The sequence below is a fragment of the Paenibacillus sp. FSL M7-1414 genome (assembly GCF_038003195.1).
Taxonomy (GTDB): Bacteria; Bacillota; Bacilli; order Paenibacillales; family Paenibacillaceae; genus Paenibacillus; species Paenibacillus amylolyticus.
Genome location: NZ_JBBOOS010000001.1, coordinates 903,964 through 930,417, shown reverse-complemented (window position 1 = coordinate 930,417; position 26,454 = coordinate 903,964). Strand labels below are relative to the sequence as shown.

Below are 26,454 nucleotides of genomic sequence, written 5' to 3'. Positions count from 1 at the left end.
TGCACTCCCTGAATGACGCTGAACAACCCTCAGGTTCTCCAATCGTTTCAAGGAATGCATGTATGATATTACGATATAAGTTGATTTTTGAATATTAGACTAGCGATCTTCGCCGCCATCTATCCGTTGTCTTTTGCCAATGCCAAATGCGAAATATCCAGCCACCACGATGGCCATAAACGTAGCTCCAACAATCAGAGGCAAGCGCGTATCCGGGTTAAACGCCATACCGATAATGACGAGGATCAGATACACAATAATGATGTAATTGCTGATTGGGAACCATTTGGACTTGAAGTTGTGGTCCGCCATCTCGTTGTCCCAACGCTTTCTGAATCGGAACTGGCTGAACGCCAGCGCGAACCATGGAACCATACCCGGAAGAACACTTGCACTGTAGATGTACAGGAACAGCTTGGAGTCCGGCATCAGGTAGTTCAGTACAACCCCAATCAGCAGCAAGGAGATTGTGATGACGATACTGTTGCGGGGAACCCCGCCTTTGGACAGCTTTTTGAAAAAGGCAGGTGCCTGCCCATTCTCAGCCAGCGTGTATAACATCCGTCCTGCACTGTAGATCCCACTGTTGCATCCCGACATGGCCGCCGTGAGCACCACAAAGTTAATGATCCCCGCAGCAGCAACAATACCAACTTTGGCAAAGGTGAGCACAAACGGGCTTCCCGTCTCGCCTACTTCGTTCCAAGGGTACAAGGTTACGATAACAAATATGGCGCCAACGTAGAAAATAAGAATACGCCACACGATATTTTTGATCGCTTTACGCAAGGTGTATTTCGGATTCTCCGCTTCGCCTGCTGTAATGCCGACCATCTCCACCCCTTGATACGCAGCTGTTACGATACACAGCGCGAAGAGGAAACCTTTGATGCCCCCAGGGAAGAATCCACCATGGCTGAACAGATTCGACAGACCAATGGCCTGACCCCCATTCCCCCAGCCGAAGAAAATGAGTCCTGTTCCGATCACGATCATCGCCACAATAGCCGTCACTTTGATCATCGCAAACCAGAATTCAAATTCTCCATAGAACTTCACAGCCGCCAGATTTGCCGCCGCAATGATGAGCACCCCAGCAAGTGCAGGCAGCCACTGTGGAATATCCGGGAACCAATACCCGACATAGATACCAATCGCCGTAACTTCCGCCATACCAACCGTAACCCATAGGAACCAGTAGCTCCAGGCGGTCAGGAATCCGGCAAGCGGACTAATATATTTGTGAGCAAATGTAGCAAACGAACCGGTTACCGGCTCCTGAATCAACATTTCACCCATAATGCGCATGACAAAAAAGATAACGATACCAGCCAATAAATAAGCCAGCAGCACGGAGGGACCTGCCCATTTGATCGTACTTGCCGATCCCATGAACAAACCAACGCCGATTGTACCTCCGAGTGCAATCAGCTCTACATGGCGGGGCTTTAGCCCTCTAGATAGTTGCTTTGATTCCAAACGATTCTCCCCTTTTCTTGTGTACAGCTTCCTGATGTAATCTTTAATTTTCACATTCACATTAACGCAATGCAGAATTACTCCACCAAATTGTACGAGATGTGTCGCAGAAATACAACAAGGAATGTGAGGAAGTTTAGCTAAACAGGGCTTTTACATGAAAAAGGTGCCTCTTCCTCATGCCCTCACCTGACATGATTAGGATAACCCTTGATGATTTATTGCAATCAGAATAATCCTGATTTTTATCCCTACTGGAATAGGGATCTGAAAACTCATAAAAAAAGAGCTACCAGAAAAATATCTTTGGCAGCTCTACATCCATTTTTGTAATCATCCGGAAGGCAAATGAACCATCACCGTTGTCCCCACGCCCACCTGGCTTCTCATTTCAACAGTTCCGTGATGAAGCATCACGATTTTTTTGACGATGGCGAGGCCCAGACCGTTACCACTAATGCTACGATCGCGTGACAGGTCTGTTTTATAAAACCGCTCGAAAACATAATCCAGTTGCTCTGGCGCTATTCCAATGCCCGAATCGGTTATCGTGAAAAAGATTCCATCCACAGACTGGCTCATGCGTATTTCAATACGCCCACCCACGGGAGTAAACTTAATACTGTTGCCCAGTAAATTCATCCACACTTGGTTAAGTTGATCCTGATCTGCCCTTATTTTGATACCGTCCGCCAATTCTAAGTGAATTGGAATGCCTTTGGCTGACCATTGAGGCTCGCAAGTCACCACCACTTGCCTGATTTGCTCATCAAGATTATAGGTGGTTGTCTCGAACGGATGATGATCGGAATCCAGAGACGCCAGCTCCAGCAGATTATCACTTAGTCTGGATAGTCGTCCACTCTCCGTAATAATGATATCGAGGTAATAGTTACGATCGGCCTCAGCGACCAGGCTGCTGTTTTTCAACGCCATGGCAAAACCGGAAATAGAGGTCAGCGGCGTTTGAATCTCGTGAGATACATTGGAAACAAAATCCTGTCTCATCTGTTCCAGCTGTTTAAGCTCACTCGCCATTTCATTGAAACTCTGCGTCAATGCTCCCATTTCGTCCACACGTTTTGTTTGAATTTCCACATTAAAATCACCCTTCGCCAGTCGTTTGGTTGCCCGCGTCAACACCTGGATCGGCTTTACCAAATACCTTGCAGCAATAAGGATACAAAAACTTCCGATCAACAGTGCAAGCAATAACACCAGCAAAATCATCCGATTAATGATATTTTCATTCTGCGGAGAATACTGCATAAACATGGCTTGTGGTTCCCCTTTGTATGGAAAAGGAAGACCGATGAACGTCTGCTCCACTTCTCCGTGAGAACGATAGACCTGACCCTGCAACACCATTTGAACCACTTCTGGTGTAATTTCAACGGTCTCTGTATGGTCTAGGTCATAAAAAGTTACGTTACCCGAAACGTCATATAGATGAATGGGATAGGTGGACACTTTCACCATACTTTTGATGAAAGCATCCCTGTCCTCAGGTTGCGTTTGCTCATATAGACGGATCAGTTCCTCCCCTACAGAAATCATGTCATTTTGACCGATATGATTTACTTCTTTTTTAAAAAGGAAGATCCCCATGAAAAAAGAGGTCAGCAAGCTGAAAACAATGACGACCAGAAACGTGCAAATAATACGAACATATAAGGTTTTGATCATGTGATGACTAACCGGTAGCCCAGACTGCGAGCCGTTTCAATCTGAAAATGGTGTGCATCACCAGCGAATTTTTCACGTAGTCGCTTGATATGAACATCAACTGTCCGGTCATCCCCTTCATAGTCACTTCCCCAGATCTTAATGATTAATTGTTCCCGGGTAAAAATCTGCCCAGGCTGGTTTGCCAACATGAACAGCAATTCAAATTCTTTTAAAGGCAAATTGATTGTTTCTTCTCCACGAATCACTTGAAAGCTGCGTCGATTCAGCATAATGCCCCCCAATTGAATCGTCTGGGAAGAGACAATCAAGTAACGTTTCAGCAATGCTTTTACTCTCATCACAAGTTCCAGCGGATCAAAGGGTTTTGTCAAATAATCGTCTGTTCCCAACTGAAATCCCTTCACTTTCTGGGCCGATTCCCCTTTTACCGTGACCATTAGCAGTGGCATATTCAGATCCATACGCCGGATCTCCCTGCATAATTCCCAACCGTCCAATCGCGGCATCATAATATCAAGGATAACCAGATCAATTGGGGATTTCCCCACAATCTCCAGTGCTTCCGCACCGTCCTTAGCTACCACAATCTCGAATCCTTCATTACGCAAAAACAAGGTGATCAGCTCACGAATATGCACATCGTCATCCACAACTAGGATTTTGGTCATATCAAATGTATGCCTCCGATATCTATCTTGTTTCTTCCACTTGGGAGGAAGTCTTCAACCAAAATGCCAGCCCAGCAGGTTCCAATGATAGAAAAATAAACTCAAGATCACCGCTGCTACCGTTACAAACGTATAGTGCACACGCTTCAGTAACGTCCAATATTGGTTTTTCCATGCCAGGGCGCTCATGATGAATATTGCCGCAGTCAACCCTACAAGGATTACCGGCATAAACAGATAGAGACGTAAAGAAAGTGGAATATGGCTAAGCCGATCAATCAGATTCATGTTCAACACCAGAAGTGTTGAGCCCAAGGTTAATATTCCCCATATAGACGTAATAGCTGACAGCCGGACTGCCCATTTCTGTGCTTTTGGCATCACTCTGATTTCGCGTCTGCGATAAACAATTCCATGCAATACGGTGATGAACAGAACAACCGAAATGCCGAGTAAGAGGAGCCAGAACTTCGATTGGTTCATTAACGGTGCAGGTTCCAGCGGCATTGGGTTTAATATATCCAGAAACAGATACGTGACCTTGCCCTCTGCATCGGTGCGGAACCCCATCTGATGTGTCCCTCCGACCTCCTGGAATAAATTCACGCCAATCGGAGTATATACTTGCTGATCTGCACCACTTCCAATAAACAGTCGGTTATCCGAAACCTCAATATTGATTTGAGTCAGAAAACTGAAAAACTTATCAATTTTTGTGTGATTACGACGGGTAAATTGATAGGAGCCTGCATATTTTTCCAGAGACTCCCCGAATTCAATAGAAGTTTCATTAGGCTGCTCAGTTGCATGTACAGGATAGTATCGGTCAAAAAAGGCTTGCGCCAACCCTTCTGCTGCCGTTCCGCCTTCCCCTCCACTATAGGAAACAAAGATGCCCACTTTTTTGTCCGGTACAAGATAAAGCGCTGTATTAAACAGCTCATCGGCCCCTCCATGAGAGATCACACGCAGCCCATTCATATTCAACTCGTAAAAGCCCAGATTCATGGCGGGTAAACGTTCATCAAACTGGAATGCCGGAGAATGCATGAGCTTGGCTGTTTCCGGCTTGAGCATTTGTTTATCTTCATATCGCCCGTCTTGAAGATGGGCAATCATAAAATGAGCCATATCGTTTGCCGACACGCTCCCTGATCCCGCAGGACGAAATCCTCCCTCATACGTTGGCCGTTTGGTTACAAACTCGCCGTTAGCTCGGGCGTATCCAAGGGCGGCATAAGGTTCCAGAGACGCTGGAACAGGCTCCTCTACCGTAGCATAATTCATGCCCAGCGGATCAAATATATTTTTCTGTATATAGTCATTGTAGGCAACACCGCTGACTTCTTCGACGATAAGTCCCGCGAGTGAAGCGCCATAATTGGAATACGACAGCATCTCGCCTGGTGGCTTAACCCGTGCAGGCATATGTTTCGCCATCGTTTCAGCAATAGAGACGGGAAGTTTCCCGGGATCGGTAGTGATCTGGTAACCTACACCACCCTCCTCGAACCCTGCGGTATGGGTCATGAGATGGCGCAATGTAATCGATTCCTCATAGGTTTTCGGTATTTTCACCGTTTTCAGATAAGTGTTGACGTCTGTATCAAGATCAAGCTTGCCCGCCTCAACCAATTGCATCACCGCGGTCCATGTGAACAGCTTTGTTGTCGAAGCAATTCGAAATAAGCTGGTTTCGGGATCAACGGGTTTATTTTCTTCGATGTTCGAATGTCCGTACCCTTTGGAGAGCAGGATCTTCCCATCCTTCACAATCGAAATGACTGCGCCTGGAATCTGTAAAGATCGCATTTGCACATCCATCATCCCATCCATGAATGCCGTTAACTGATCTGAATCATCCAGATTCGCTACGACTCCTTGCTCCAATTTGCCCGAATTTAATCCCGGATTGGATACTGCTGCCGATAGTGGCATGGTCCCTAATCCAGTTGCCCCTAATATCATGCCTAACAATAACACCAGTAAAATCATTTTCCCAAAAATCTTTCTTATCAACGATGACATGACTTGCCCCCACCACTCCGCATATTTTTTAATACCTGTTCCTTACGCTTTCTTTCGAGAGCATATCAAGCACGTATGAACGGAGCGTGAACCTTTTTTTCATATTTTGCCAAATCAAATTACCTTTAGTAAGATAGGAACAGATTGAATAGGAAAAGGAGACTTTGCATGCCTGACTTTTTACTGGCTTTATTTTTGTTTAACCTGTCTCTCTTTCTGCTTCACGAAATGGATGCCATCAGGCGGTCCGAGTGGAAATTGTTTATGGTGTTAAAAGATATGGAAGATGATAAAGCCTATAGGTATTTCACTTGGATTCACCTGCCAATGTATACCATCATCCTCTCTCTTCTTTTTAGCTCATATCAGACCATTACATTTTGGGTGCTGGATATCTTTTTCATCATACATACCGTATTACACTTCTTTTTCGAAAAACATCCTCGAAATGAATTTAAAAACGGGTTCTCCAGATCATTGATCTACCCTATGGGAATAATCGCTTTAATTCATTTGATATTCCTAATCATCTAATCTGATCCACTATTTACATCTGTAATTTATTGGTATATAGTATAGTCGTTAGGAATGTCAGCGCTAACATAAACTGAATAAGGAGGGGCTCCAATCCGTTTCGAAAAGGTTTTTGGTTTACATTGAGTTAAACTATAAAAACACTTTATTTTGAGAGGATGGGCATTCTATGAAAAGACGCATTAGCACATTTTTTGCACTTATTCTAGGTATCTCCCTTCTGTTTAGCCTGACCGCTTCCGCTAATCCCGCCATCGTAAGTTATGGAAGCACCTATTCCCATGCGCTCTCGGCCGGGCAAGGATACGCCTATATTCTTCCTAACGCTAAAACGACTGGTACCAGCGTGAAAATTACGACAAATGCAGCCAATACCCTTCAACTGCGCTACTACTGGAACTACAATAATACGACACTCGACCTCGGTACAGTTATCGTAAGCAACAATACTTACAATGGCGGGTCAGCCTACTACAATCCGGGTACGCTGATCACTGTCGTAGAACGTGTTCCAGGATCGACGACGGCATACCCTAACGTAGCCTACACAATTTCTTTCAATTAGATTAGTCCTATATCACCGATCAATCTAACCTACGACCGCTGATTGCGGTCTTTTTTATATTCAACAACTAGACTCTCTTATTTATGGAAGTGGCACTCCTTAAATAAAAGGGTAATAATAGATTGATAGTCTATTCTATATTTTCTTAAAAGGAGATAATAAAGTGGATTACGCCAAATCAAAATATGCCATCGTAGACGAGACCCCGAATCCAGTAGCTTCAAGGCATTGGAAGAGGTCATGTTACAGCGTGAAGGTAATCTAATCATGAAATAGAGTATTGTAGAATAACTGTGAATATGGAGGTGTGCCTATGCAGCAACATCATGCAGAACGAGTTGAATTATTTGTTTCCAATACCCAGATCATCAAGAAGTCGTTCAAATGGCAACATGCGATGATGCAACGTCTGGTTGCCCTGCTCTATGCAGCGGAGAATAAAACAGCGGATGGGGAAGCTATTCGTCAAAGCCATGAGTTGATTAAGCAAAACACAAAACTTTTCTCTGCATTCAGAGGTAATTCGGCCATTAGCATTGCTGCCATGCTCTCCCTTACAACGGATGCAGAGACAAGACTGGCAGACACCTTGCATGTCTATGACTTGATGAAAGAGATTAAATTTCGCAACTCTGATTATCTGGTTATTGCCGCCTATCAGATCGCTACTCAGACATCACCTGACCAGTTTCAACCTACGGTGGAGCGGGCCAAATCATTTTATGACGGCATGAAAGCAGAGCATCGTTTCCTCACTGGACAGGATGACTACATATTCGCTGCCATGTTAGCCCTTTCCGACCTCAACGTAGATACTGGTGTGGCACGTATGGAACAACTCTACGGGGAATTAAAACCAGAGTTCTCTTCCAGAAACAGTGTGCAGGCGTTAACACAGGTACTGGTTCTTGGAGATGATCCCCCGGATGCAGGTGCTCGTGTGATTGCTTTAAATGAAGCTTTTCGTAAAAGAGATTTTCGAATGGACAAAACGTATACGTTACCATCTCTCGGGATACTATCTCTACTGCCTTCGGACAGAGACTCATTAGTGGATGAAGTCGCGGAAACAAATGACTGGTTACGGACTCAAAAAGGCTTCGGTGCCTGGTCAATCGACAAACAGGAGTTGCTCCTGTTCTCGTCTGCTCTGGTAGCCATTCAACATGTGGAGAATCTGCGGAACGGTGTGCTTACGACAGCAATCTCAACCAGTATCACAAATATTATCATCGCCCAGCAGGCCGCCATGGCCGCAACTGCCGCAGCATCGGCTGCTGCCGCTTCATCATCATCGAATTAATAAGTGACCCTGTTACCTTCAATATAAGATGAAAAAGACCCTCCCGAGTTACTCGGAAGGGTCTTAAAGCATTCAAACCTACACCTAAAATAATGTTCATCATTCGCTAGGATATAATCCCCGTATCCCGGAATTCTTCCACGAAACTATCCAGCCAATCCGAACCATAGTCCAGCGCACCCATATCACTCTCAATAAAAGCAACATCTAGTCCCATCACCCAGAATCGGCGAGCAACAATAAAGAGATCAACCGCCTGCTCATCTTCGGCAGAGAAACTTCTGACTGAACGATATCCTGCCATGAGCGCATCCCATAATGCTGCTTTTCGCTCATCAGACTGCCTTTTTCGAACTTTCACTTGAGCTAAATCATAGGCACGCCAGCCTTTGGCTGCCCACTCGAAGTCATAATGGATGAACTGATGTTCCTGTTGAAACACATTGTTATTTCCATGCATATCGCCATGGCACAGACCAAAGTCCAGCTCTTGTCTGGAAGTGGTAACGATGCGTTCTTTTAACGTTGTGGCAAACGTATGGAGAAATGCTGCTGCTTCATTGTTCTCACCGATATAGTGGATAATTCGCTCAAGGGGTTCGTCAATAAGTAACTTCAGATCCAGCTCATATCGTGGCAGCTCCATGTTCACCTGATCCATAGCCTCATGTAATTCAGCGGCAGATTGACCAAAAGCGTAACAAGACTCCTCATCCTCCAGGTTGTTCTCCGTACCCTCAATATACCGAAACATTACAGCAACCCGCTTGCCTTCCGCAGCCTCCAACACCGTATATCCCGTATGATCTTTCTTCTCGATGTATTCTCCAATGTCGGTATGTTCCGCAGAACCTAGAACGTTCTTCAGTTGAGACAATAATGAAAGCTCATACTGAACATCTGCCTCCGTGATTTCAGTGCGGTAGATACGGAGAATGTACATGCCACTGGACGTGCGAACCCGGTAAGTATCATTCAATCCTCTAAGCCAAAACAAACATTCTTCCCATGTTCCAATGTCATAGTGATTCCTCAATGCAGACTCCAGGTACCTGGGGTTAAGCACTGAACGTAAAGCAGTCGGTTGAATGGACATATGGTTGCTCCTTCGGTTTAATATGATTATTTCTCATCTAATAGACGATGTAATCCTTTCACCTATCAACCTATAACATAGTATATTTTTCGTTTATTTTCCAGAATATATATTTTGATAAGCAAATACTCTCTAGACTCTTATAGCTCCATCTCTCATCAGCAGGTTAGATAGGGCTATTTGCATTGACTCGCTTTTCAGGTTTCAGCAGGTTATTACACTCTGGGTCGGTGCCAGCACTCGACAATGCAGCACATTCACGAAAGGCAAAATGTTTGCACCCCCTGCATTTCTGAACATCCAGATGCAATAATGCATAATTGATGGCTTCACCCGTGTGCTCAAACATATGATCCGAACCAATCCGTTCAATCAATCCTGTTCTCTTCAGCATCTCCAACGGTTGCGCCTGAATGCCTGAAAGTAAAACCCTGCCCCCGGATCTCTCCATATGTTTGACAACACGGGCCAGATTGGATTCACCTGTTGTATCCATAAAAGGCACCTTGCCCATGCGCAACAGCAGAGTACCTGGTCGCCGATGAATCGAATCCATGACCGACTTCTCGAACATATCCGCTGCGCCGAAAAAAAGTGGCCCTTCAATTGTATAGAGGCTTATTTGCGGACAGTCATGTCCTTCCCGAACCATGTGGGCCATGACTTTCTCATGTTTATGATCGGGATCGGGCAGTACTTTGGCAACCTTCAACATCTCACTCATCCGTTTAACAAATAAAAGGACCGCCAGAATCAACCCAACCTCTACAGCCGTTGTTAAACTTGTAAATACGGTCAGCAAAAAGGTAATCAGCAGAACGAGTGAATCACTCGTTTTGGTTTTCATGACATGTATGAAGGATCTCCGTTCACTCATATTCCAGGCAACCAGCATGAGAACAGGAGCCATACTGGCAAGAGGAATGTGGGATGCATATGGCGCAAAGAGAACAAGTACCAGCAAAACCACCACACCGTGAATCACGCCAGACCATGGCGATACTGCGCCGGATTTGATATTTGTTGCTGTGCGTGCAATCGCTCCTGTTGCAGGAATACCACCAAACAACGGCGTCACCATATTAGCAATCCCCTGCCCAATCAACTCTCGATTGCTGTTATGCCGACTTCCGGTCATGCCATCGGCAACAACTGCGGATAGCAGCGATTCAATTCCACCCAGCATGGCGATGACAAAAGCGGGTTGCAGCAAGTTCACAATACGCTCCCAAGTGATCTCTGGCACATGAAACTGAGGCAAAGAGTTAGGTATGGCGCCAAAGGACGAACCAATTGTAGCCACCTGCCCTTCAAAAAAGAACGCCGCGACTACCGTCGAAAGAACCAGCCCCACCAGTGATGCAGGCACCTTTGGTGCAAACTTGGGCACAAGCAGAAGAACAGCCAGACAGATTCCAGCTGTAAGCACACTGTATATATTAATCGTCGAGATATGCATCCCGATTTCTTTCATATTGGACCAGAAATCCTCGTGTTTCTCGATGCCTCGAAGTCCCAGAAAGTTCGTAATTTGTCCGCTAAAAATAATGACGGCGATCCCTGCCGTAAAACCGATAGTCACCGGCTTTGGAATAAACTTAATTAATGCCCCGAGCTTGAATACGCCCATTAGTACAAGCATCAAACCGGCCATCATTCCGGCGATCAGCAGATTCTCATATCCATACTGCATCACAATGGCAAATAGGATCGGAATGAATGCCCCCGTTGGCCCGCCAATCTGGAACTTGGACCCACCCAGCAAGGAAATGAGAATCCCTGCGATTACTGTGGTATATAATCCATACTCCGGTTTGACCCCGGAAGCGATGGCAAAGGCCATACCGAGTGGAATCGCAATGATACCTACAATCAGTCCTGATAACAGATCCTTGCGAAAAGCGGCAGCATTGTACCCTGCATATCTCCCCATCCATTTCATGTACAAAAACCTTCTTTTCTTCATATATTTGAATATTTGAATATATTTAAAAGACTACTCCCCTGCATACGTCCTGTCAATCGGATTACGCACAATCTCAGCAGGAACTTAACACAAAAAAACAAGAACCTCCGGTGATTACACCCAGTTGCTCTTGTTTATTGTGTCAGGACTCTTTACGAATATCTTCCAGCATGGAAATGGCATCAACCAGATGATTGTCAAAAATCTGTTTGGTGACTGCCAGCAGGTCCTTAATCAGCGGATCACGCAGCGAATAGGTGACGGTTGTCCCTTCTTTGATTCCGTGGACAACGTTTTTGCTGCGCAATACAGCCAGTTGCTGTGAAACGGCAGAGCCTTCCGATCCCAGAATGCTTTGCAGTTCATTAACGTTTTTGGCTCCTTCACTCAGCAGCTCCAGAATCTGAATCCGCATCGGGTGTGCCAACGCTTTGAAAAAATCCGCTTTAAACTGTTGTATGCTCTGATTCATACGCTATGCCCCTTCAATCGAACTTTTGAAGATGCAAATATCATAACATAGAACGGGTACCATGCTTTACTCTACCATAACGGTTTGATGGAAAAATTAAGATTGACCTTGAAGTACACTTCAACCTTTATACTTTACTTATAGTCTCCACAGACCGTATATCTGAACTCCATCAGGAAGGGTGATTCCTCAATGAACATGTATACCCATAATCACAAACGCTCGTTGACTAGCTTTCTATTCGAGAAATATATCGGAACGTTAGATACCAAGAAAATTTTTTCAACACGCGAGCTTACCCGCAAACACCTGGATCATATGGGCTTGGAAAACATTAAACCTTATATCTTAGGTAAAACAAAACTGTTATCTTCCATCAAAGAGCGCTCCCTTGAAGACATGCAGGTATTCACATTAAACGATCAGCATTCCCGTGAACAGAGGGTCATTCTCTACATTCATGGCGGGGCGCATACACACCAGCCACTGTCTTTACACTGGAAATTCATGGACCGCATGGCTCAGGCTCTGAATGCCAAAGTTGTTGCTCCCATCTATCCAAAGGTTCCACATTTTAACTATCAGCACACGTATCCGAAACTGCTCAATCTATACCGGGATCTGCTTGCCTCCGTGGACGACCCGGCACAACTCACCATTATGGGGGATTCCGCAGGCGGGAACATATCCCTTGCCTTAGCCCATTATCTAAAGATGCATGATCTCCCGCAGCCCAAAGATATCATCTTGTTATCACCTTGTGTGGATATGGTGCTGGACAATCCGGTCATATTTGATTACGAGACCCGCGACCCTATGCTCGCTGTCGAAGGGTACGATGTCATCCGGCGGATCTGGGCAGCTGATAAACCGTTGAACGATCCGTTAATCAGTCCAATCTACGGAGATTTCACCGGTCTGGGCAAAATCAGCATCTTTATCGGAACCCACGAGGGTTTGTTTCCTGATAATATGAAGCTCGACAAACTACTGACGGATCAAAGAATCGATCATCAAACGTACGTTTACCCCAAAATGAACCATGTCTTTGTCCTCTATCCGATTCCGGAAGCCAGGGATGCGCAGCGTAAAATAGTTAACATCATAAAAAGCTCAGCACATGAAGCTAGACAATAGACTGTAATGCCTCCCCATAGCCCTTTCGCAAAAAGAACGAAAAAAAGCTCAATCCCTGGACTACCGCCACCGGATTGAGCTTTCTTGCTGTTATTCTGTCATCTAAATATTATTTATATGAACCATATTCAAACCAGTCAAAGTCCGCTACCTGATCGGAAGAAGTACCGTTGCTGCTGCTAAACATTCCGATACAACAGCCAACAAAGCCGCCGGCTACTTCGGTGCTCAGGCTACTTGTATCCACCTGTTCCGCCACCAGATGATACTGACTTCCATCTGTGCTGTAATAGAAGTTTAGTTGCTGACCTGTTGCGGCCAGTTTGATATACACCCGCGATACATCACCCTCCAGTGCGATTTGCGCTATGTGGGTATCCTGACCATCTATACAGGTCAATACACGCAGCACCTGCTGTTTATCCGCCAGAGCACGCTCAATCCGTACGTGATACAGATCGTTCTGAATGACGACAAGACCAGCCGTTTCGTTGGCATTCCCGGGCACAAATTCCATCGCTGTAGCTGCGACATAATCCATATGCCTTTGACGCAGACAAACAAAGCTGGAATTTTCTTTTTCCTTCAATGTTTGCGGTTTCAGCTTCAGTCGCAGATATCCCTTGCGCTCCGTTAATGAATATAAGTCTTCCTGGGGATTACGCAGAAACATCCATTGCAAGCCCAGTTTATCACTGTCAAAATGGTCAAAACGCAGTTGCGGATCTACCGGAACAGGCTTCAAATCCAACGTGCCCTGCTCCTCCAAGATGCCGCGGCCCTCATTAACAACAGGCCATCCGTCCTCCCAAACGACAGAAGCAAGGAACGTCTCCCGCCCCAGGTTGCTATAGCTCCCTCCATATGGACGCGAAGCAAGCATGACCATGAACCATTGACCATTCGCAGCTTGCACCAAGTCGGCATGTCCTACATTAACAACAGGGTAACGTTTACCCAAATGGCGATGTGTAATGATTGGATTATTCGGATTCCCGACGTATCCTTCGGTCAAACTTTTACTACGAGCAATGGTCACCGCATGGTTTGGCCCTGTGCCTCCCTCTGCAATCAATAAATAGTAATATTCATCGATCTTATACAGATGCGGGCCTTCCGGCCAGATGACATCCACCATCGCCCCGCGCCACAGAACGTAACTGTCTCCCACCAGCTTCATACTGCCCAGATCAAGCTCTCTCAGCCAAACTTCCCAATTGCCATTATAACGAACTCCCTCAGAGCAAGGGCGTGTACCAAGGTAATACGCTTTGCCGTCATCGAAGAAAATCGTAGGGTCTATGCCTTCTGCACCTTCAATAAAATAAGGATCAGACCATGGCCCAGCCGGGTCGGTAGCGGTTACAACAAAATTGCCGCCATGTGACACATTGGTTGTAATCATATAGAAGGTACCTTCATGATACCGAAGCGTTGGAGCGAATATCCCCTGTGAATGGCCTGCTCCCTGAAGATTTAATTGTGAAGGGCGGTCCAGCACATTGCCAATCTGTTTCCAATTCACTAGATCACGGCTCTGAAAGATCGGAACGCCAGGAAAATAGGCAAATGTGGATGTCACCAGATAAAAATCTTCACCCACCCGGCATACGGACGGATCTGGATAAAACCCGGGCATAATCGGATTATTAAACGTGCATTGTTCGCTTTGATTTGCATTCTTCATTCTTTTACCCCTCCAATGGTTAGTCCAGTCACAAAGTATTTTTGCAAGAACGGATACAGTAAAACGATCGGCATTGCCGTCACAACCGTGATCGCTGCCCGAATGGATACAGGCGTCACCATGTTGGTTACATTTTTGAATGAATCCACGTTGACGGTTCCCCCCTGTGAGGTCGCAGAGGATAACAATTTCATCAGCTCATACTGCAAGGTGGTCAAATTCCGATTTCCTGCCGTGTACAACATGGAGTCAAACCAGGAGTTCCACTGACCTACAGCAATAAACAGTGCAACCGTAGCCAGAACCGGCTTGGATAGGGGAAGCACGATACGCATGAAAATCCGAAAATCTCCGGCTCCATCCATCTTCGCGGATTCAATCAATCCCTCCGACAGTCCCTGAATGTAGGTACGAATGACGATCATGTTGAACACCCCGATCAACCCGGGAATAATGTATACCCAGAAGCTGTTCAGCAGCCCCACTTGTTTGATCAGCATGTATCCCGGAATTAAGCCGCCGCTGAAATACATCGTCATGACAAACAGCGTTGTGACCAATTTGTTAAACATATATTCCTTGCGGCTCAGTACATAGGCCAGCATGGCTGTACAGAACAGCTGTACAACCGTTCCCACCACGGTTCTGGCGACCGAAACAAATGCGGCTTGCGTCAGATTCGGATTCTGGAATACGGAGACGTAATTTTGCAGCGTCCATTCCCTCGGCCAGAGATAGATCCCCCCACGGATCGTATCCAGCCCGTTATTGAAAGATACGGCAATGGTGTTTAAAAAAGGATATAACGTAACAACCATGACAAGCAACATAAATATGCCATTGGTGATAGAAAAAATAGAGTCTCCCAAGCTTCGGTTTCTACTAAATCGTTTCACAGCTCTGCCCCCTTATCATATCAATCGCTCTTCACCAAGAGACTTGGCAATCCCGTTGGCGATAAATATGAGCACCAGACTGACCACACTTTTGAAAATGCCTGCTGCGGTGGCAAGTGAGTAGTTGCCGAGATTAATCCCGTATTTCAAAACAAAAATGTCGATCGTCTCGGATACATCCTGCACAAGTCCGTTCCCCAACAAGTATTGAATCTCAAAACCCGCGTTCAGTACGTTACCAACGTTGATGATAAGCAGGATAATAATCGTTGGTTTGATGCTTGGAAGCGTGACATTGAACATTTTACGAAACCGTCCGGCTCCGTCGATGGAAGCTGCCTCGTACAAGCTCGGATTAATCGACGCCATGGCCGCCAGATAAATAATCGTGCCCCAGCCAATTTCCTTCCACATGCTGGACAGACCTACAATCCCCCAGAAGTACTTTGGTTCGGCAAAAAAATTGATCGGTGCATCAATCAGGCCCAATTTTGTCAACAGCACATTCACTATTCCTGTTTCCGTTGATAATACATTCGCAACAATACCTGTTACGATGATCCATGACAGGAAATGCGGAAGGTAGGAAACCGTCTGTACCACACGTTTGAACAATACCATTCGCAGTTCATTCAATAAGAGCGCCAGACCAATCGAGCCGACAAATCCCAGAAACAGACTGATCAGGCTCATCGCCAGCGTATTGCGAATGACACGTAAAAATGTAGGGTCCGTGAATAACGTTCGAAAATGATCCACCCCAACCCAATCCTGCTCCATAAAACCAATGCCCGGTCTATAATTCTGAAACGCCATCAACCAGCCCCATAATGGTCCATACGCAAAAATAGCGATAAACGCAATAAACGGAAATGACATCCACATTAATTGTCGCTGACTTTTCATTCTGGACAGGTTGTAGCCGATCCAGCTTGTTCCCGCTGGGATATGGCTGGTTTTTAACGAAGGCTGCAACTCCTTTTTGGCCATGTTTTTCTCTCCTTGCTTACGAGTTTATCTATATCACCCAGTCTGGGTGAATCGATTCCATTCCTATCCAATCTCCCAATCTAGCGTGTAAGAAAGGCTACGGGGTTCCCCATAGCCTTTCTGTGTGACAGGCCTTTATCCCCACAGTTCCATACGTCTGCGGACTTCTTCCGTCAGCGCATCTTCATACGCTTTAATATCTGCACTTTCCTTAAGCGTGGCTTGATATTCTTCCCAAGCCTTATCAAATTCGGCTGGTGAAGTCATAATCACTTTTGGCAGCCATTTGCGTTTTACATCGTCCATTTTCTGTCTGGCGATGGTCTCCGGTTTATTTGGTTCAAAATTATAGGTATAGATTGGGAACCACGGTTCATTTTCCTCCGCAGGCTCAAGGAAGTCGGTAAACTTCGTATATCCATAAGCCTTCAGCACTTTTTTGTCGATGTCATTCAATGTGGCAAGGTACTCCTCCGGCTGCTCCTTAGGGTCAAGGGCATTCTTCCCGTCAGCGGTCATGCCTTCATGATGCGGGAAATAGACCAACGGGCTTCCCGTGTTTGCCAGCACCCAGTCCGGATCTTTGGAATTCGCACGTTGCTCTTCATTTCTGGAGAACACGCCTTTATCATCGACTTGATAATCCACTCCTTCCTGTCCCCAGGTTCTCAATACCTCCATCTCAGGGTCCAACAAATCATTAATATATTGAAGTGCTCCCTCGATATCCTCGCAACTCTTTGTAATGGCCAGGCCACCATTCACATTAAGAATTGGATTGTTCTGATAGCGCCCTTTAACATCCTCGGAGAGTGTAATGGACAACGGTACATAGGTTTTGTCATACAATTTTTGCTTCACGAGTGATGCCTCGGCGTCAAGGAACTGCCATCCTTGATCCACCATGCCCAGCACACGTCCGGTTGAAATTTTGGAGATATATTGATCATAGTTTGCTGTAAAGGTTTCGTTATCGACCAAACCTTGATGATACACCTCATTGATCTTCTTGAAATATGCCTTCGCTTCCGGAATGGTATTATAGTTTTTGGCCGTCAGCGTTTCTTTATCAACGATGGCTGCGCCTTCGTTAGGATAACCAGCCATGAAGAGCGGAGGGTTCTCCAGTGCGAAATAACGCCAGTCATAGGAGATAATTTCAAACCCAATTGTGGGCTGACCATCAACGGTCGGGTGAGCTGCTTTATATCGTTCAATCAAGTCGAAGTATTGGTCAAGCGTTTTGATTGTCGGATAATTATCCCACTCCAGTACGGCTTTCTGAATCCAGAACGCTTCTCCGTCATGGGATACTTTCATTGACTTCTCTTGGATATTGCCGAATTGAGGAATGAAGTAGATATGTCCATCCGTTGTATTTTTCATCTTCTTCCAGTCTTCGCCCAGATAATTTTTGATGTTTGGATATTTATCGATGTAATCCTCAAGTGGTACTAACGCCCCTGCTGCTACCAGTTGCTGAGTACCATCACTCCCGTCGATAAAATCGGGATATTCGCCGCCTGCAATGAGTACACCAATCCGCTCTTTGGCTGTTTGGCCCGTAAGCCAGTCCATCGTGACTCTGACACCTGTTTTCTCCTCAATAGCCTTTAACACCCGATTATCGTCGGGCGCAATTTTTCCCGGTACGGCAAAAAATGCGGAAAATTGTTTCAATTCCCTTCCATCTGCTGTCTTTTCCCCTTTCGAGGACGATCCCGGTGTACATCCAGTGAGTGCGATGACCAGCATTAAAGCGAGCAGAGCACTATACTTGATTCTTTTTCTAACATCCTTTTTCATCATGACCCCTCCATCGATTATATTGACAGAAGCTTTTTGGAAAGCGCTTTCCAAAGGCTGACTTAAAATTATCATGCTTCCATGCCCCTCTCAACGGGATAAACTATAGATGGAATCCCACTAATTCCAGCATCTGCGAAAAAAAATATCCCGCCGCTCCGTCAAGGAGTGCAGGATGTTAATCAAGAGAGTACGCAGCATGGGCACTTTTACGATATTGTGCAGGAGTCTCCCCCATGAGTTTCTCGAACCGGCTAATAAAGTAATCGGAATCCCGATATCCCACCATTGTTGCGATTTCGTATACTCTTTGATCTGTTCTGCGCAACAGCCGGGCGGCTTCCTCAATACGCAATTGATTCAAATAATCACTGAAGCTGATCGAGAAATGCTTTTTGAAAATCTGACCCAGATATGCACTATTCATGTAAAACTGCTCCCCGAGCAATTTCAGGCTGATATTTTCTCTGTAATGCTCGTGAATGAAGGCCTCAATTTTGGCTAATACGCCCATCGCATTTGACTTTTGCTGCTCCTTCAGTTTCTCTGCGCACATGAGCGAGAATTCGCATAAATGTTCAATGTTTTCCTCCATGGATAACATCGCGTAGTTCACCTTCAGAAAAGTCGATTCCATCAGCCCGGAATCTGGAGTAACCGTATCGTTATTCACGAGATCCAGCAATGTGTATGCCAAATAATGCAAGTGGATGCGGACAATACCCGGCTCGATTCGCTCATCCAGAAAAAATTGAAAAATGGCCTTTGCATGACTGTGTAACTCATCCGTCTGCTGTTCCTCAATAGACTTGACTAGCCCATCAAACAATTGTTTTTCGAACTGTCCCGGCCGATTAACAAATAAGGTCGTATCCATAAGTTCGAAGTAATAAATGGGTCTGCAAGTGGTGAAGAAACGTAAGCTTTTCATTATGCCGCAGGATTGATAAGACTCGTGCAGCGCTTCCAACTCATGTACTTCCTTCCCGACATAACAAGCAATAGCCGCCTCTTGACCATGGCTCAGATCGGCATGTAATCGGGTCAAATATTGCTCCAAGGTCACTGCCTCACGGTTCACCATCAGGTCCGTAACCATAAGCAGAACCGCATTTTTATCACCTGTGAACGGCTTCAAAATTTGTCCCGGCAAAGGCTTGCCCACCCATGCCTCAACCCGAGCGCACCAATCCGTTCCCTGTTTTGGACCGGCTTCCGCCTCAATCAGGATGCAACGCATTATGCCGGCATCTTGATAGTGGGGCTGCAGACTCGTAACAGCATCCTCCTCAGCCACCCCAAGCAAGATTGACTGCATATGCTGAGCCATAATAATCCGATCTTTTTTTTGCTGATATCGCTTCTCTTCCGTCCGCGCATTAAATGCGACCCTGAACTCCTCAAGCACCTGAACCAGTTCGGTCTTCACAATAGGCTTGAGAATGTAGTCATCCACCTGGTATTTAATCGCCTGCTTGGCATATCCGAACTCATAGAATCCACTTAGAAGAATCAGCTTGATGTCACCGCTATATTGCTCGTACAAGGTTTTGGCAAGCTGCAATCCGTCTATTTCCGGCATCTTAATGTCGGAAATCACCAGATCGGGCTGCATAGCGCGTATGCACTCCAATGCCTGCATGCCATTGGAGGCCTGACCGCAAATCTGAAATCCGTAAGACTCCCAATCAATTAACAATAGAAGTCCTTGGCGAATAAATGGCTCATCGTCCACAATCAGCACGTTGATCATATCCTCGCTCCTTATTCTTGAGATGCCTGCATAAGAGGAATTTGAATGCCAATCCTTGTTCCCTTCCCCTTTTCACTGAATATGTGCACCTGAACGAAATCATCAAAATACATCCGCAGCCGAATATATGCATTCATCATACCAATGCTGCTAAGCTCGCTCATCCGATCCATACTCGGGTCTTGCATCATTTTGCGGAGCGAGGCCAGCTTGTCCTGATCCATACCGACTCCGGTATCTCGAATGGAAATGTACAGCTCATTACTTCGAATTTCGAATAATACCTCCACGACCCCATCATTAGATGTCCCCTCAATACCATGGATACAAGCATTCTCCACAAAGGTGAGAACGGTTAGCTTGGGTATCATCATGGCAGCAATGGATTCGTCTGTGATCCGGATTGCAAATTGCAACTTTTCACCAAAGCGATACTGCTGGATACTCAGATAACTCTCCACAAAATTGATTTCCTCTGCAATTGTAATCAGATCATCGCCCCAATTGATCGTCTGACGTAACAGCAGTGCCAGTTTATGAATGACATCGGAGGTTTCAAGCTCGTCCTTGATCAAACTCCGCATACGGATCGTTTCAAGCGTGTTGAACATGAAATGGGGATTCACCTGACTCTGAAGGGCTTTCAGCTCCGCCTGCTTTTTGGAGAGCTCAAGGGCTTGCCGCTCCACCTGGCCCTTAAACACAATCTCAATCAGGTTCTTGATCTTGATGACCATCATGTTATAACTATGGGTCAGGCTGCCGATCTCGTCTTTGCCCACAGGTCCCGATATCACCTCAAATTTCTCATGCTTCACTTGATCCAGGTGCTTCGCTATCCGATCAACTCTGATGACCAGTGATCTGGATATCAACCAAATTAGCAGTGTCGGCACCAACAGATTAAGAATGATTAGTAAAGTCAAATTAAGCTTGGAATTAACAATCTCCGACAGAACGTCCAATTTCTCCGTGCTGACGACAATCTGCCAATCCTCGGATACGACTGGAATCGATTGCATGGATTGAACAGGATCAATTGAACTGTTTGCAATCAGATTAAATGGCTTGCGCATCTGATTCATTTTTGAATCGTTCGAGAAAATGACCCTGCCATCCGAAACGACATACACCTTCCCATTTGCTCCCTCATTTTTAAGCGATTTGTTGATGAAAGCGTAGTCCAGATCAACCTTTAACACCTTTTCAACCTGTTGCTCCCCAAAGTAATCCAGCTTGCGAATAATGCTTACTTTGCGTCCTCCCTGACTTTGCGACATCTCCGCCTGTTGTTTGTCAAAATACGAATAGATCATGATATGGTCGCTCGTGTTCATCAGCGCTTGATACCAATCACTTTTCTTCACCTCTTCATCCAGCTTAATAAAGTTTCCTCCATTAACGAAGGTATCATTGCCAACATAAAACGTAATTTGATTCACCTGCTGGTAGCTGTAATAGTACCTGACCAGATTGTTGTTGCTAAGCATATCATAGTAGGCAGAGTAATAGTCTTCCTGATCGCGATACTTGAACTCCATGAACCGGTTCAGCGTTCCATCGGTATAGAGAAAATTGGACACATACAAGCTATTGTCTATACTGTTCCGCAGGTTGAACTTGATCCTTTGCTGCATTTCATTGAAACGGCTATGCTCCTTTTCTTCAATGTTACCTTTGATGCTTTGGTAAAACACGGTATTTGTGACCAGGACCGGGACCAGCACACAAAAAATGAACAATATGTACAACTTGGTTTTGAGACTCCAATCATCCAGAAACTGAATACGCTTACAGTATTTCTTTCGGCTCATGTTATGTCTTTGTCTCCTCTAACCATGTCATATATCAACATTATTATAACGAGTACAGGATGGGTTGGATACTGTAATCCAGGATTTCCGGGAAGCCTTTAATCAACCTCCCGTTCAACTGGCCCAACAAGACAGACACTAACACCCCACATATTTTCGTATGAACCCGATCTGATCTTAAGTCGAAACGGGTATCTCGTTATAATTTCAAGAGCATTTCGTACTGGCCCACATGATATGCAAAACCTGATTTGACCAGGAGGAAATCTTGCATCGGTTTCAGATGAGACTCCACATTGAGGACACTGATTCTAGGCGATTCTGTGCGTTGCACCATCTCTGTCAGGATGCTGCTTGCAATACCTTTGCCCCGGTATTTTTGGTTCACTGCAAGCTGGGGAATATCACCTGTTTTTTGATCTATAATGCCATAGCCAACAATGCTGTGATCCTGACGTGCTACCACATAGATAAAAGCTTCCGGTAAAGCGTAGATGGAATCAATTGAATTTTGCCAGGAGGGCTCCACATCCCAAAATTCCTTGAACTGCTCCAAATCGATTCTCTCCACACATTCGACCATGCAGGTCGTTTGCGGTATGAATTGATCTTTTTGCAACTGGAAACATGAAAATTCCCTTTGAATTTTGAAGTTTTGTTTACTGTACAGCTGAACTGCAGATTCGTTGGATTGGATGACTTCCAGCAAATATTGCTCTACATTTTTTTCTTTTAAAAGCTTTTGAATATTCAAGAGCAGATCGCTTGTAATGCCTTGCCGCCTGCAATCTTTTACAACGCCTGTACCAAGGTCATATGCAGTTGCCTTTCCATTCCAGCTTCGAAGTCCATTGATAACAAATCCAACCATTCTCTCATCTTTAAAGGCTCCCATAGATATTTCGGGGTGATAACCCCTTCGTTGGAGCATTTGTTGAAACTTCCAAAAAGGCAAATCCATTTTAACCTGATAGTCGGAGAACGCATCCACAAACGCCTCGTGAAGTGTCTCCATGCTTATTTTGTCCAACAATTTATAACTGTACATTAGGGCACTCTCTCCTTTAAAAAGATGAAAACAATAATATATTAGGGCTCATGATCCCTATCCTTATTTAAATATTCTACTAAATAGTGTTAAAACTATAAAGTAATATCCGTACGATAAAATCTGCTTTCTTCAGAGTTTTCAGACACGTCCTAATAACTAAAATAGACCGCTCCCTGGTTAAGGAATACGGTCTATCGAGTCATTATTCTATGGGGATACCGATTTTGTTAAACCAATTTTGGTGATCACCGTATCATACGGCTCCAATTCCACGGTCTGTTTTCCATGCTCTGTATTGATCGTCGTGGACTGAACCTGATCACTATTATTGATCACAACCAATATGTTGCTCTCGGGGTAGTAGGCGCACTCCGTATACAAGTTATCCGTGATGTACTTTGTTTCATGGAATTCATTGCCCGCAAATCGAATCAAATTCAGAAGTAGTCTTGTATTTTCCCAGCTGAATTCGAAGGAAGGCAGGTAGATCCCTTTTCCTTTTCCAAAAGCATGTGTGGACAGTGTGATCTGACCATCCGTTTCATTCACTACAGCTGCTGATCCATCAGTAAGATAAATGTTATCTTTCGGAAGTATGCTGGCCCCCTCAGGCACCAAACCATACTCATCATTAACCTCATACGACCATTTTCCATGAACAACCCTTGCACCTGTATCCTCATCCACCCCAAGCACATGAGCCATTCTGAAAAAGCTGTCGTACCCGTCCATTGCCGAAGGCTGGTTAATGCCAATAAAGGTACCACCCTCATACACCCATTGGGTCAATAAGTCCACAGACTTGTGGTCACTCCAGTGCTCTCCACCGCTCCATGCTGAACCTGCAGAGCCGGCATTGATGACGACATCTATATCCTTCAATGCGCCCTGACGAATATCATCAAAATCAATAAACTGCACGTCAACAGGCAACCCGGCTAATGCCTCATTCACATGAATCAGATCATGCATATGCGTTTCATGAAAATGACCAGACAAGGTCCACGATCTTAACTTGCCCCAGCTATGCAGCACGGCTACCTTTGTCTTGATCTGATAAGGCTTTCCAGCCTGATGTAGCTCTTTCATTTCTCTGAATTCATGGGCAATCTTCTCGATATAATCCACAAAGTCCGGGTAAGGCTCAACCAGATGCAAATATCCACCCAGTCCAATCCGGTCAATCGACTCACGCAGCAGCGCACGCCGGATATTAATCCAGTATTTCTTCGCATCCAGGGTAGGATCTCCTCCCTCTTTGAAGGTAGGAAGCCCGCCTAAGCCAACTGGGAACAAGTAGGGATGCAAGCGAATCTCATGGGTATCAGCCTTAACGCCGGAGCACATTCTTGCCTCGTAACCGGAGAACACACATTTGATCATGCCGTCGAATCCAAATTCCTCAAAGCGATCATTATACGGCTCCATGCCCACCCAGCTGTCATCATAGAAGACATACGCCAGCTTGTCATGTTTGTGTACAATATCAATTAACTTTTTACCGAATTCAATGACAAAATCATTGATAAATGCCATCCAGTCCAGTTTGCGCTGATCCGCAGGCATATGAGTGACCTGATATTTACCGCCATTTACAAAGTCCTCGGCGTAGAGTGAATACCCATATTTTTGAGCAAACAGATCCAGCGCTCTCGAACTTACCGTGAAATCGTATGAACCCCAATCCGAGAACAGATGGCGATTCCGCTCATCACTGCCCCAGATCCAGGCGAAGTTATAAAATAGGGACGTAAAACGTACAACGGTTGTTTCCGGGTGTTCTTGGCACCACTTTTCCATCCAATCCAGCAAATAGGTTTGGGTGTCTGTATAGATCGGGTCAATCTGCATCAGATGCTCTTTGTCCCAATTATTCGTCGTGTGATTGTACATGGAAATCTCTTCCCAGATCCGATAAACCATGAAACTCACCGTGTATTTATGCCAAGGAGCAACGCCGGTAATGACAACATTGCCAGATTCCCTTTCATAATTCCACTGTCCTCTAGGAACTTCTTCCCCAGTCGTTCGGTCGTACACCTGCCAATACTTAAACGCTTCTTTCGAATCATTCACCCTGAATTGTTCAGCGAAGAAGTCCTCCATCAGATAGATGGATACATAATCTTGCACAGCAACCTTCGGATTCGTAATGAGAAAACATTGCTGCAACTTATCCAGATTACGGGATGCCCACTCATTATGATCCCGAATAATGCAAATGGTTGAATAGATGCCGTATCCGGCATTGATAATCTCATCGGACAACTTTGTACCGTCACTGTCACGGATCACATCGGCACCCCAGCGGTTGGCAAGTTCAAGCGTCAGTGCTTCATAACCGGATTCTCCCGGTAGTGTAAAGGAGCCTTTGGTTGGTTTGGACAATGTGGTTCCCTCCCTATCTCAACATATCGGACAGAAAAGCGAGTGCCAGGCCCTGACCCCAGCCCTGAATCCAGTCTTTTGGAATATTGCGATAGCCAGCCCGATCCTTCATTACCGCCGTACCTCCAGATACACCAAGCACGCGTCCATCTTCGCTAATGTTGTTCAGGATGCCTTCCAATGCCTTTTGCACGTATTTGGTATGCAGTGGATTGCCGTTGTTGATCATCGCTGCTGCAATACCCGCGGAAGCTGACACCTCTTCATACGATTCTTCGTCATCCAGAACCGTACGCCACAAGCCATTCTCGGTCTGTACCAGCTTGAGAGCCGCCAATTGATCACGAAGGGCACACTCTACATCCATACATTGCGGATACAAGTACCAGTCGTTCAATTGCGGTTTCACTTGAGACATCGTATAGGCTCCCCAAGCGTTCGCTCTGCCCCAATAAAATCCGGACATGTGGTCCTTATTAATATTGTTATAACCGTGATACCACAGACTGCTGCTCGGATCTTGCAGGTATTTGATATGCCAGTAATACTGATTCAGCGCATCCTGGATCATGGCTTCATCTTTTAATTTGCTACCTACGCGGAGCAGGAAAAATGCCGCCATAAACAAGGTATCCGCCCAAGCCTGTTCGGGGAAATCATTGGAAACCGATACCGTATGCTGAAGCACATTGTCTCCAAAGCGAAGTGCATGATTCTGGAGATAATCAACTTTGCTGAGGACAATATCCCAATATTTCTGATCCCCGGTTTCTTCATATAAAGTGATGAGCACATGGCCCATAGCACATGTATTCACCGTCCAACTTGGTAGGCCCAGCTCGATATATTCGTCTGCCCATTTCACCAGCCTGTCCAGAATCTCTTGGTTGCCTGTTGTTTGATAGGCTCTGGATACACCATAATAAGCCACTCCACCGGGCCAATCCCATGTCAGATCCATATCCAGTGTTTTCTTGGTAACGCTGTCTATTACGTTTAGAATCTGTTCCCTGTCATATTTCACTTGAAGCATTGTTATTCCCCTCTCCCTGCGCACACGCCCCCAAGTGCGCCCTGAGAGGTGTCCGTCCATTTTTGTAAACGCTTTACTTATTCCATTGTACGCAGTAAA

20 protein-coding genes are annotated in these 26,454 nt (G+C 45.4%); 4 read left to right on the top strand and 16 right to left on the bottom strand.

Annotated elements, in window-relative coordinates; translation table 11 throughout:
* Positions 1–99 precede the first annotated feature (99 nt).
* From MHH92_RS04250 to MHH92_RS04235, 4 genes are all read right to left on the bottom strand, one after another.
* Complete coding sequence (locus MHH92_RS04250; RefSeq protein WP_340902149.1) at positions 100–1,479, bottom strand: amino acid permease; 1,380 nt, start codon at positions 1,477–1,479, stop codon at positions 100–102.
* A gap of 333 nt (positions 1,480–1,812) precedes the next feature.
* Positions 1,813–3,165 (bottom strand): sensor histidine kinase, encoded by a 1,353-nt coding sequence (locus MHH92_RS04245; protein WP_340902147.1) that lies wholly within the window; start codon positions 3,163–3,165, stop codon positions 1,813–1,815.
* Positions 3,162–3,836 carry a response regulator transcription factor gene (locus MHH92_RS04240; protein ID WP_036605998.1) on the bottom strand — a complete coding sequence of 225 codons (675 nt, stop codon included), beginning with the start codon at positions 3,834–3,836 and terminating at the stop codon, positions 3,162–3,164. The genes MHH92_RS04245 and MHH92_RS04240 overlap by 4 nt, the downstream gene beginning before the upstream one ends.
* A gap of 54 nt (positions 3,837–3,890) precedes the next feature.
* On the bottom strand, positions 3,891–5,864 hold the full coding sequence (locus tag MHH92_RS04235; RefSeq protein WP_340902145.1) for a serine hydrolase domain-containing protein: 1,974 nt from the start codon (positions 5,862–5,864) through the stop codon (positions 3,891–3,893).
* Between the two features lie 168 nt (positions 5,865–6,032).
* On the opposite strand from MHH92_RS04235, the gene MHH92_RS04230 reads away from it, so the two are divergent.
* The 3 genes from MHH92_RS04230 to MHH92_RS04220 all read left to right on the top strand — a co-directional run bounded on the left by MHH92_RS04230 (position 6,033) and on the right by MHH92_RS04220 (position 8,266).
* On the top strand, positions 6,033–6,398 hold the full coding sequence (locus MHH92_RS04230) for a DUF6713 family protein (protein ID WP_127546784.1): 366 nt from the start codon (positions 6,033–6,035) through the stop codon (positions 6,396–6,398).
* Between the two features lie 169 nt (positions 6,399–6,567).
* Positions 6,568–6,963 carry a hypothetical protein gene (locus MHH92_RS04225; RefSeq protein ID WP_036606000.1) on the top strand — a complete coding sequence of 132 codons (396 nt, stop codon included), beginning with the start codon at positions 6,568–6,570 and terminating at the stop codon, positions 6,961–6,963.
* Positions 6,964–7,276: 313 nt separating this feature from the next.
* Positions 7,277–8,266 (top strand): DUF4003 family protein, encoded by a 990-nt coding sequence (locus tag MHH92_RS04220; protein WP_340902142.1) that lies wholly within the window; start codon positions 7,277–7,279, stop codon positions 8,264–8,266.
* Positions 8,267–8,372: 106 nt separating this feature from the next.
* On the opposite strand, the gene MHH92_RS04215 is transcribed toward MHH92_RS04220, so the two are convergent.
* From MHH92_RS04215 to MHH92_RS04205, 3 genes are all read right to left on the bottom strand, one after another.
* Positions 8,373–9,362 carry a phosphotransferase gene (locus MHH92_RS04215; protein ID WP_340902141.1) on the bottom strand — a complete coding sequence of 330 codons (990 nt, stop codon included), beginning with the start codon at positions 9,360–9,362 and terminating at the stop codon, positions 8,373–8,375.
* Positions 9,363–9,528: 166 nt separating this feature from the next.
* Positions 9,529–11,304, bottom strand: a complete 1,776-nt coding sequence (locus MHH92_RS04210) for a SulP family inorganic anion transporter (protein ID WP_340902139.1) — start codon at positions 11,302–11,304, stop codon at positions 9,529–9,531.
* Between the two features lie 166 nt (positions 11,305–11,470).
* Positions 11,471–11,800, bottom strand: coding sequence for an ArsR/SmtB family transcription factor (locus tag MHH92_RS04205; protein WP_017690603.1), 330 nt, complete (start codon positions 11,798–11,800; stop codon positions 11,471–11,473).
* 192 nt (positions 11,801–11,992) lie between these two features.
* Between MHH92_RS04205 and MHH92_RS04200 the strand changes: the two genes are divergently transcribed.
* Positions 11,993–12,937, top strand: a complete 945-nt coding sequence (locus MHH92_RS04200; RefSeq protein ID WP_340902136.1) for an alpha/beta hydrolase — start codon at positions 11,993–11,995, stop codon at positions 12,935–12,937.
* A gap of 109 nt (positions 12,938–13,046) precedes the next feature.
* On the opposite strand, the gene MHH92_RS04195 is transcribed toward MHH92_RS04200, so the two are convergent.
* From MHH92_RS04195 to MHH92_RS04155, 9 genes are all read right to left on the bottom strand, one after another.
* The gene (locus MHH92_RS04195; RefSeq protein ID WP_340902134.1) at positions 13,047–14,624 is read right to left on the bottom strand and encodes a glycoside hydrolase family 43 protein; all 1,578 of its coding nucleotides are present in this window, start codon (positions 14,622–14,624) and stop codon (positions 13,047–13,049) included.
* A complete protein-coding gene (locus MHH92_RS04190) occupies positions 14,621–15,520 on the bottom strand; it encodes a carbohydrate ABC transporter permease (RefSeq protein WP_036668326.1) in 900 nt (299 codons plus the stop codon). Before MHH92_RS04190 ends, MHH92_RS04195 begins: the two co-directional genes overlap by 4 nt.
* Positions 15,521–15,535: 15 nt before the next feature.
* On the bottom strand, positions 15,536–16,510 hold the full coding sequence (locus tag MHH92_RS04185; RefSeq protein ID WP_036606005.1) for an ABC transporter permease: 975 nt from the start codon (positions 16,508–16,510) through the stop codon (positions 15,536–15,538).
* A gap of 135 nt (positions 16,511–16,645) precedes the next feature.
* On the bottom strand, positions 16,646–18,319 hold the full coding sequence (locus tag MHH92_RS04180; protein WP_256721347.1) for an extracellular solute-binding protein: 1,674 nt from the start codon (positions 18,317–18,319) through the stop codon (positions 16,646–16,648).
* 175 nt (positions 18,320–18,494) lie between these two features.
* Positions 18,495–20,069: a response regulator gene (locus MHH92_RS04175; RefSeq protein WP_340902131.1), complete on the bottom strand. Its 1,575-nt coding sequence runs from the start codon at positions 20,067–20,069 to the stop codon at positions 18,495–18,497.
* Between the two features lie 11 nt (positions 20,070–20,080).
* Entirely contained in the window at positions 20,081–21,883 is a 1,803-nt protein-coding gene (locus MHH92_RS04170) for a cache domain-containing sensor histidine kinase (protein WP_340902130.1), read from the bottom strand.
* A 199-nt stretch (positions 21,884–22,082) separates the two neighbouring features.
* The gene (locus MHH92_RS04165; protein ID WP_340902129.1) at positions 22,083–22,931 is read right to left on the bottom strand and encodes a GNAT family N-acetyltransferase; all 849 of its coding nucleotides are present in this window, start codon (positions 22,929–22,931) and stop codon (positions 22,083–22,085) included.
* Between the two features lie 210 nt (positions 22,932–23,141).
* Positions 23,142–25,322, bottom strand: a complete 2,181-nt coding sequence (gene gnpA / locus MHH92_RS04160; RefSeq protein ID WP_340902128.1) for a 1,3-beta-galactosyl-N-acetylhexosamine phosphorylase — start codon at positions 25,320–25,322, stop codon at positions 23,142–23,144.
* Positions 25,323–25,335: 13 nt separating this feature from the next.
* The gene (locus MHH92_RS04155) at positions 25,336–26,355 is read right to left on the bottom strand and encodes a glycoside hydrolase family 88/105 protein (RefSeq protein WP_340902127.1); all 1,020 of its coding nucleotides are present in this window, start codon (positions 26,353–26,355) and stop codon (positions 25,336–25,338) included.
* Positions 26,356–26,454: the final 99 nt, after the last annotated feature.

Coding starts and splice junctions, on each gene's coding strand:
- MHH92_RS04245 (WP_340902147.1), bottom strand. CDS start 3,165: ATGATCAAAACCTTATATGTTCGTATTATTTGCACGTTTCTGGTCGTC.
- MHH92_RS04240 (WP_036605998.1), bottom strand. CDS start 3,836: ATGACCAAAATCCTAGTTGTGGATGACGATGTGCATATTCGTGAGCTG.
- MHH92_RS04235 (WP_340902145.1), bottom strand. CDS start 5,864: ATGTCATCGTTGATAAGAAAGATTTTTGGGAAAATGATTTTACTGGTG.
- MHH92_RS04230 (WP_127546784.1), top strand. CDS start 6,033: ATGCCTGACTTTTTACTGGCTTTATTTTTGTTTAACCTGTCTCTCTTT.
- MHH92_RS04225 (WP_036606000.1), top strand. CDS start 6,568: ATGAAAAGACGCATTAGCACATTTTTTGCACTTATTCTAGGTATCTCC.
- MHH92_RS04220 (WP_340902142.1), top strand. CDS start 7,277: ATGCAGCAACATCATGCAGAACGAGTTGAATTATTTGTTTCCAATACC.
- MHH92_RS04215 (WP_340902141.1), bottom strand. CDS start 9,362: ATGTCCATTCAACCGACTGCTTTACGTTCAGTGCTTAACCCCAGGTAC.
- MHH92_RS04210 (WP_340902139.1), bottom strand. CDS start 11,304: ATGAAATGGATGGGGAGATATGCAGGGTACAATGCTGCCGCTTTTCGC.
- MHH92_RS04205 (WP_017690603.1), bottom strand. CDS start 11,800: ATGAATCAGAGCATACAACAGTTTAAAGCGGATTTTTTCAAAGCGTTG.
- MHH92_RS04200 (WP_340902136.1), top strand. CDS start 11,993: ATGAACATGTATACCCATAATCACAAACGCTCGTTGACTAGCTTTCTA.
- MHH92_RS04195 (WP_340902134.1), bottom strand. CDS start 14,624: ATGAAGAATGCAAATCAAAGCGAACAATGCACGTTTAATAATCCGATT.
- MHH92_RS04185 (WP_036606005.1), bottom strand. CDS start 16,510: ATGGCCAAAAAGGAGTTGCAGCCTTCGTTAAAAACCAGCCATATCCCA.
- MHH92_RS04180 (WP_256721347.1), bottom strand. CDS start 18,319: ATGATGAAAAAGGATGTTAGAAAAAGAATCAAGTATAGTGCTCTGCTC.
- MHH92_RS04175 (WP_340902131.1), bottom strand. CDS start 20,069: ATGATCAACGTGCTGATTGTGGACGATGAGCCATTTATTCGCCAAGGA.
- MHH92_RS04170 (WP_340902130.1), bottom strand. CDS start 21,883: ATGAGCCGAAAGAAATACTGTAAGCGTATTCAGTTTCTGGATGATTGG.
- MHH92_RS04165 (WP_340902129.1), bottom strand. CDS start 22,931: ATGTACAGTTATAAATTGTTGGACAAAATAAGCATGGAGACACTTCAC.
- MHH92_RS04155 (WP_340902127.1), bottom strand. CDS start 26,355: ATGCTTCAAGTGAAATATGACAGGGAACAGATTCTAAACGTAATAGAC.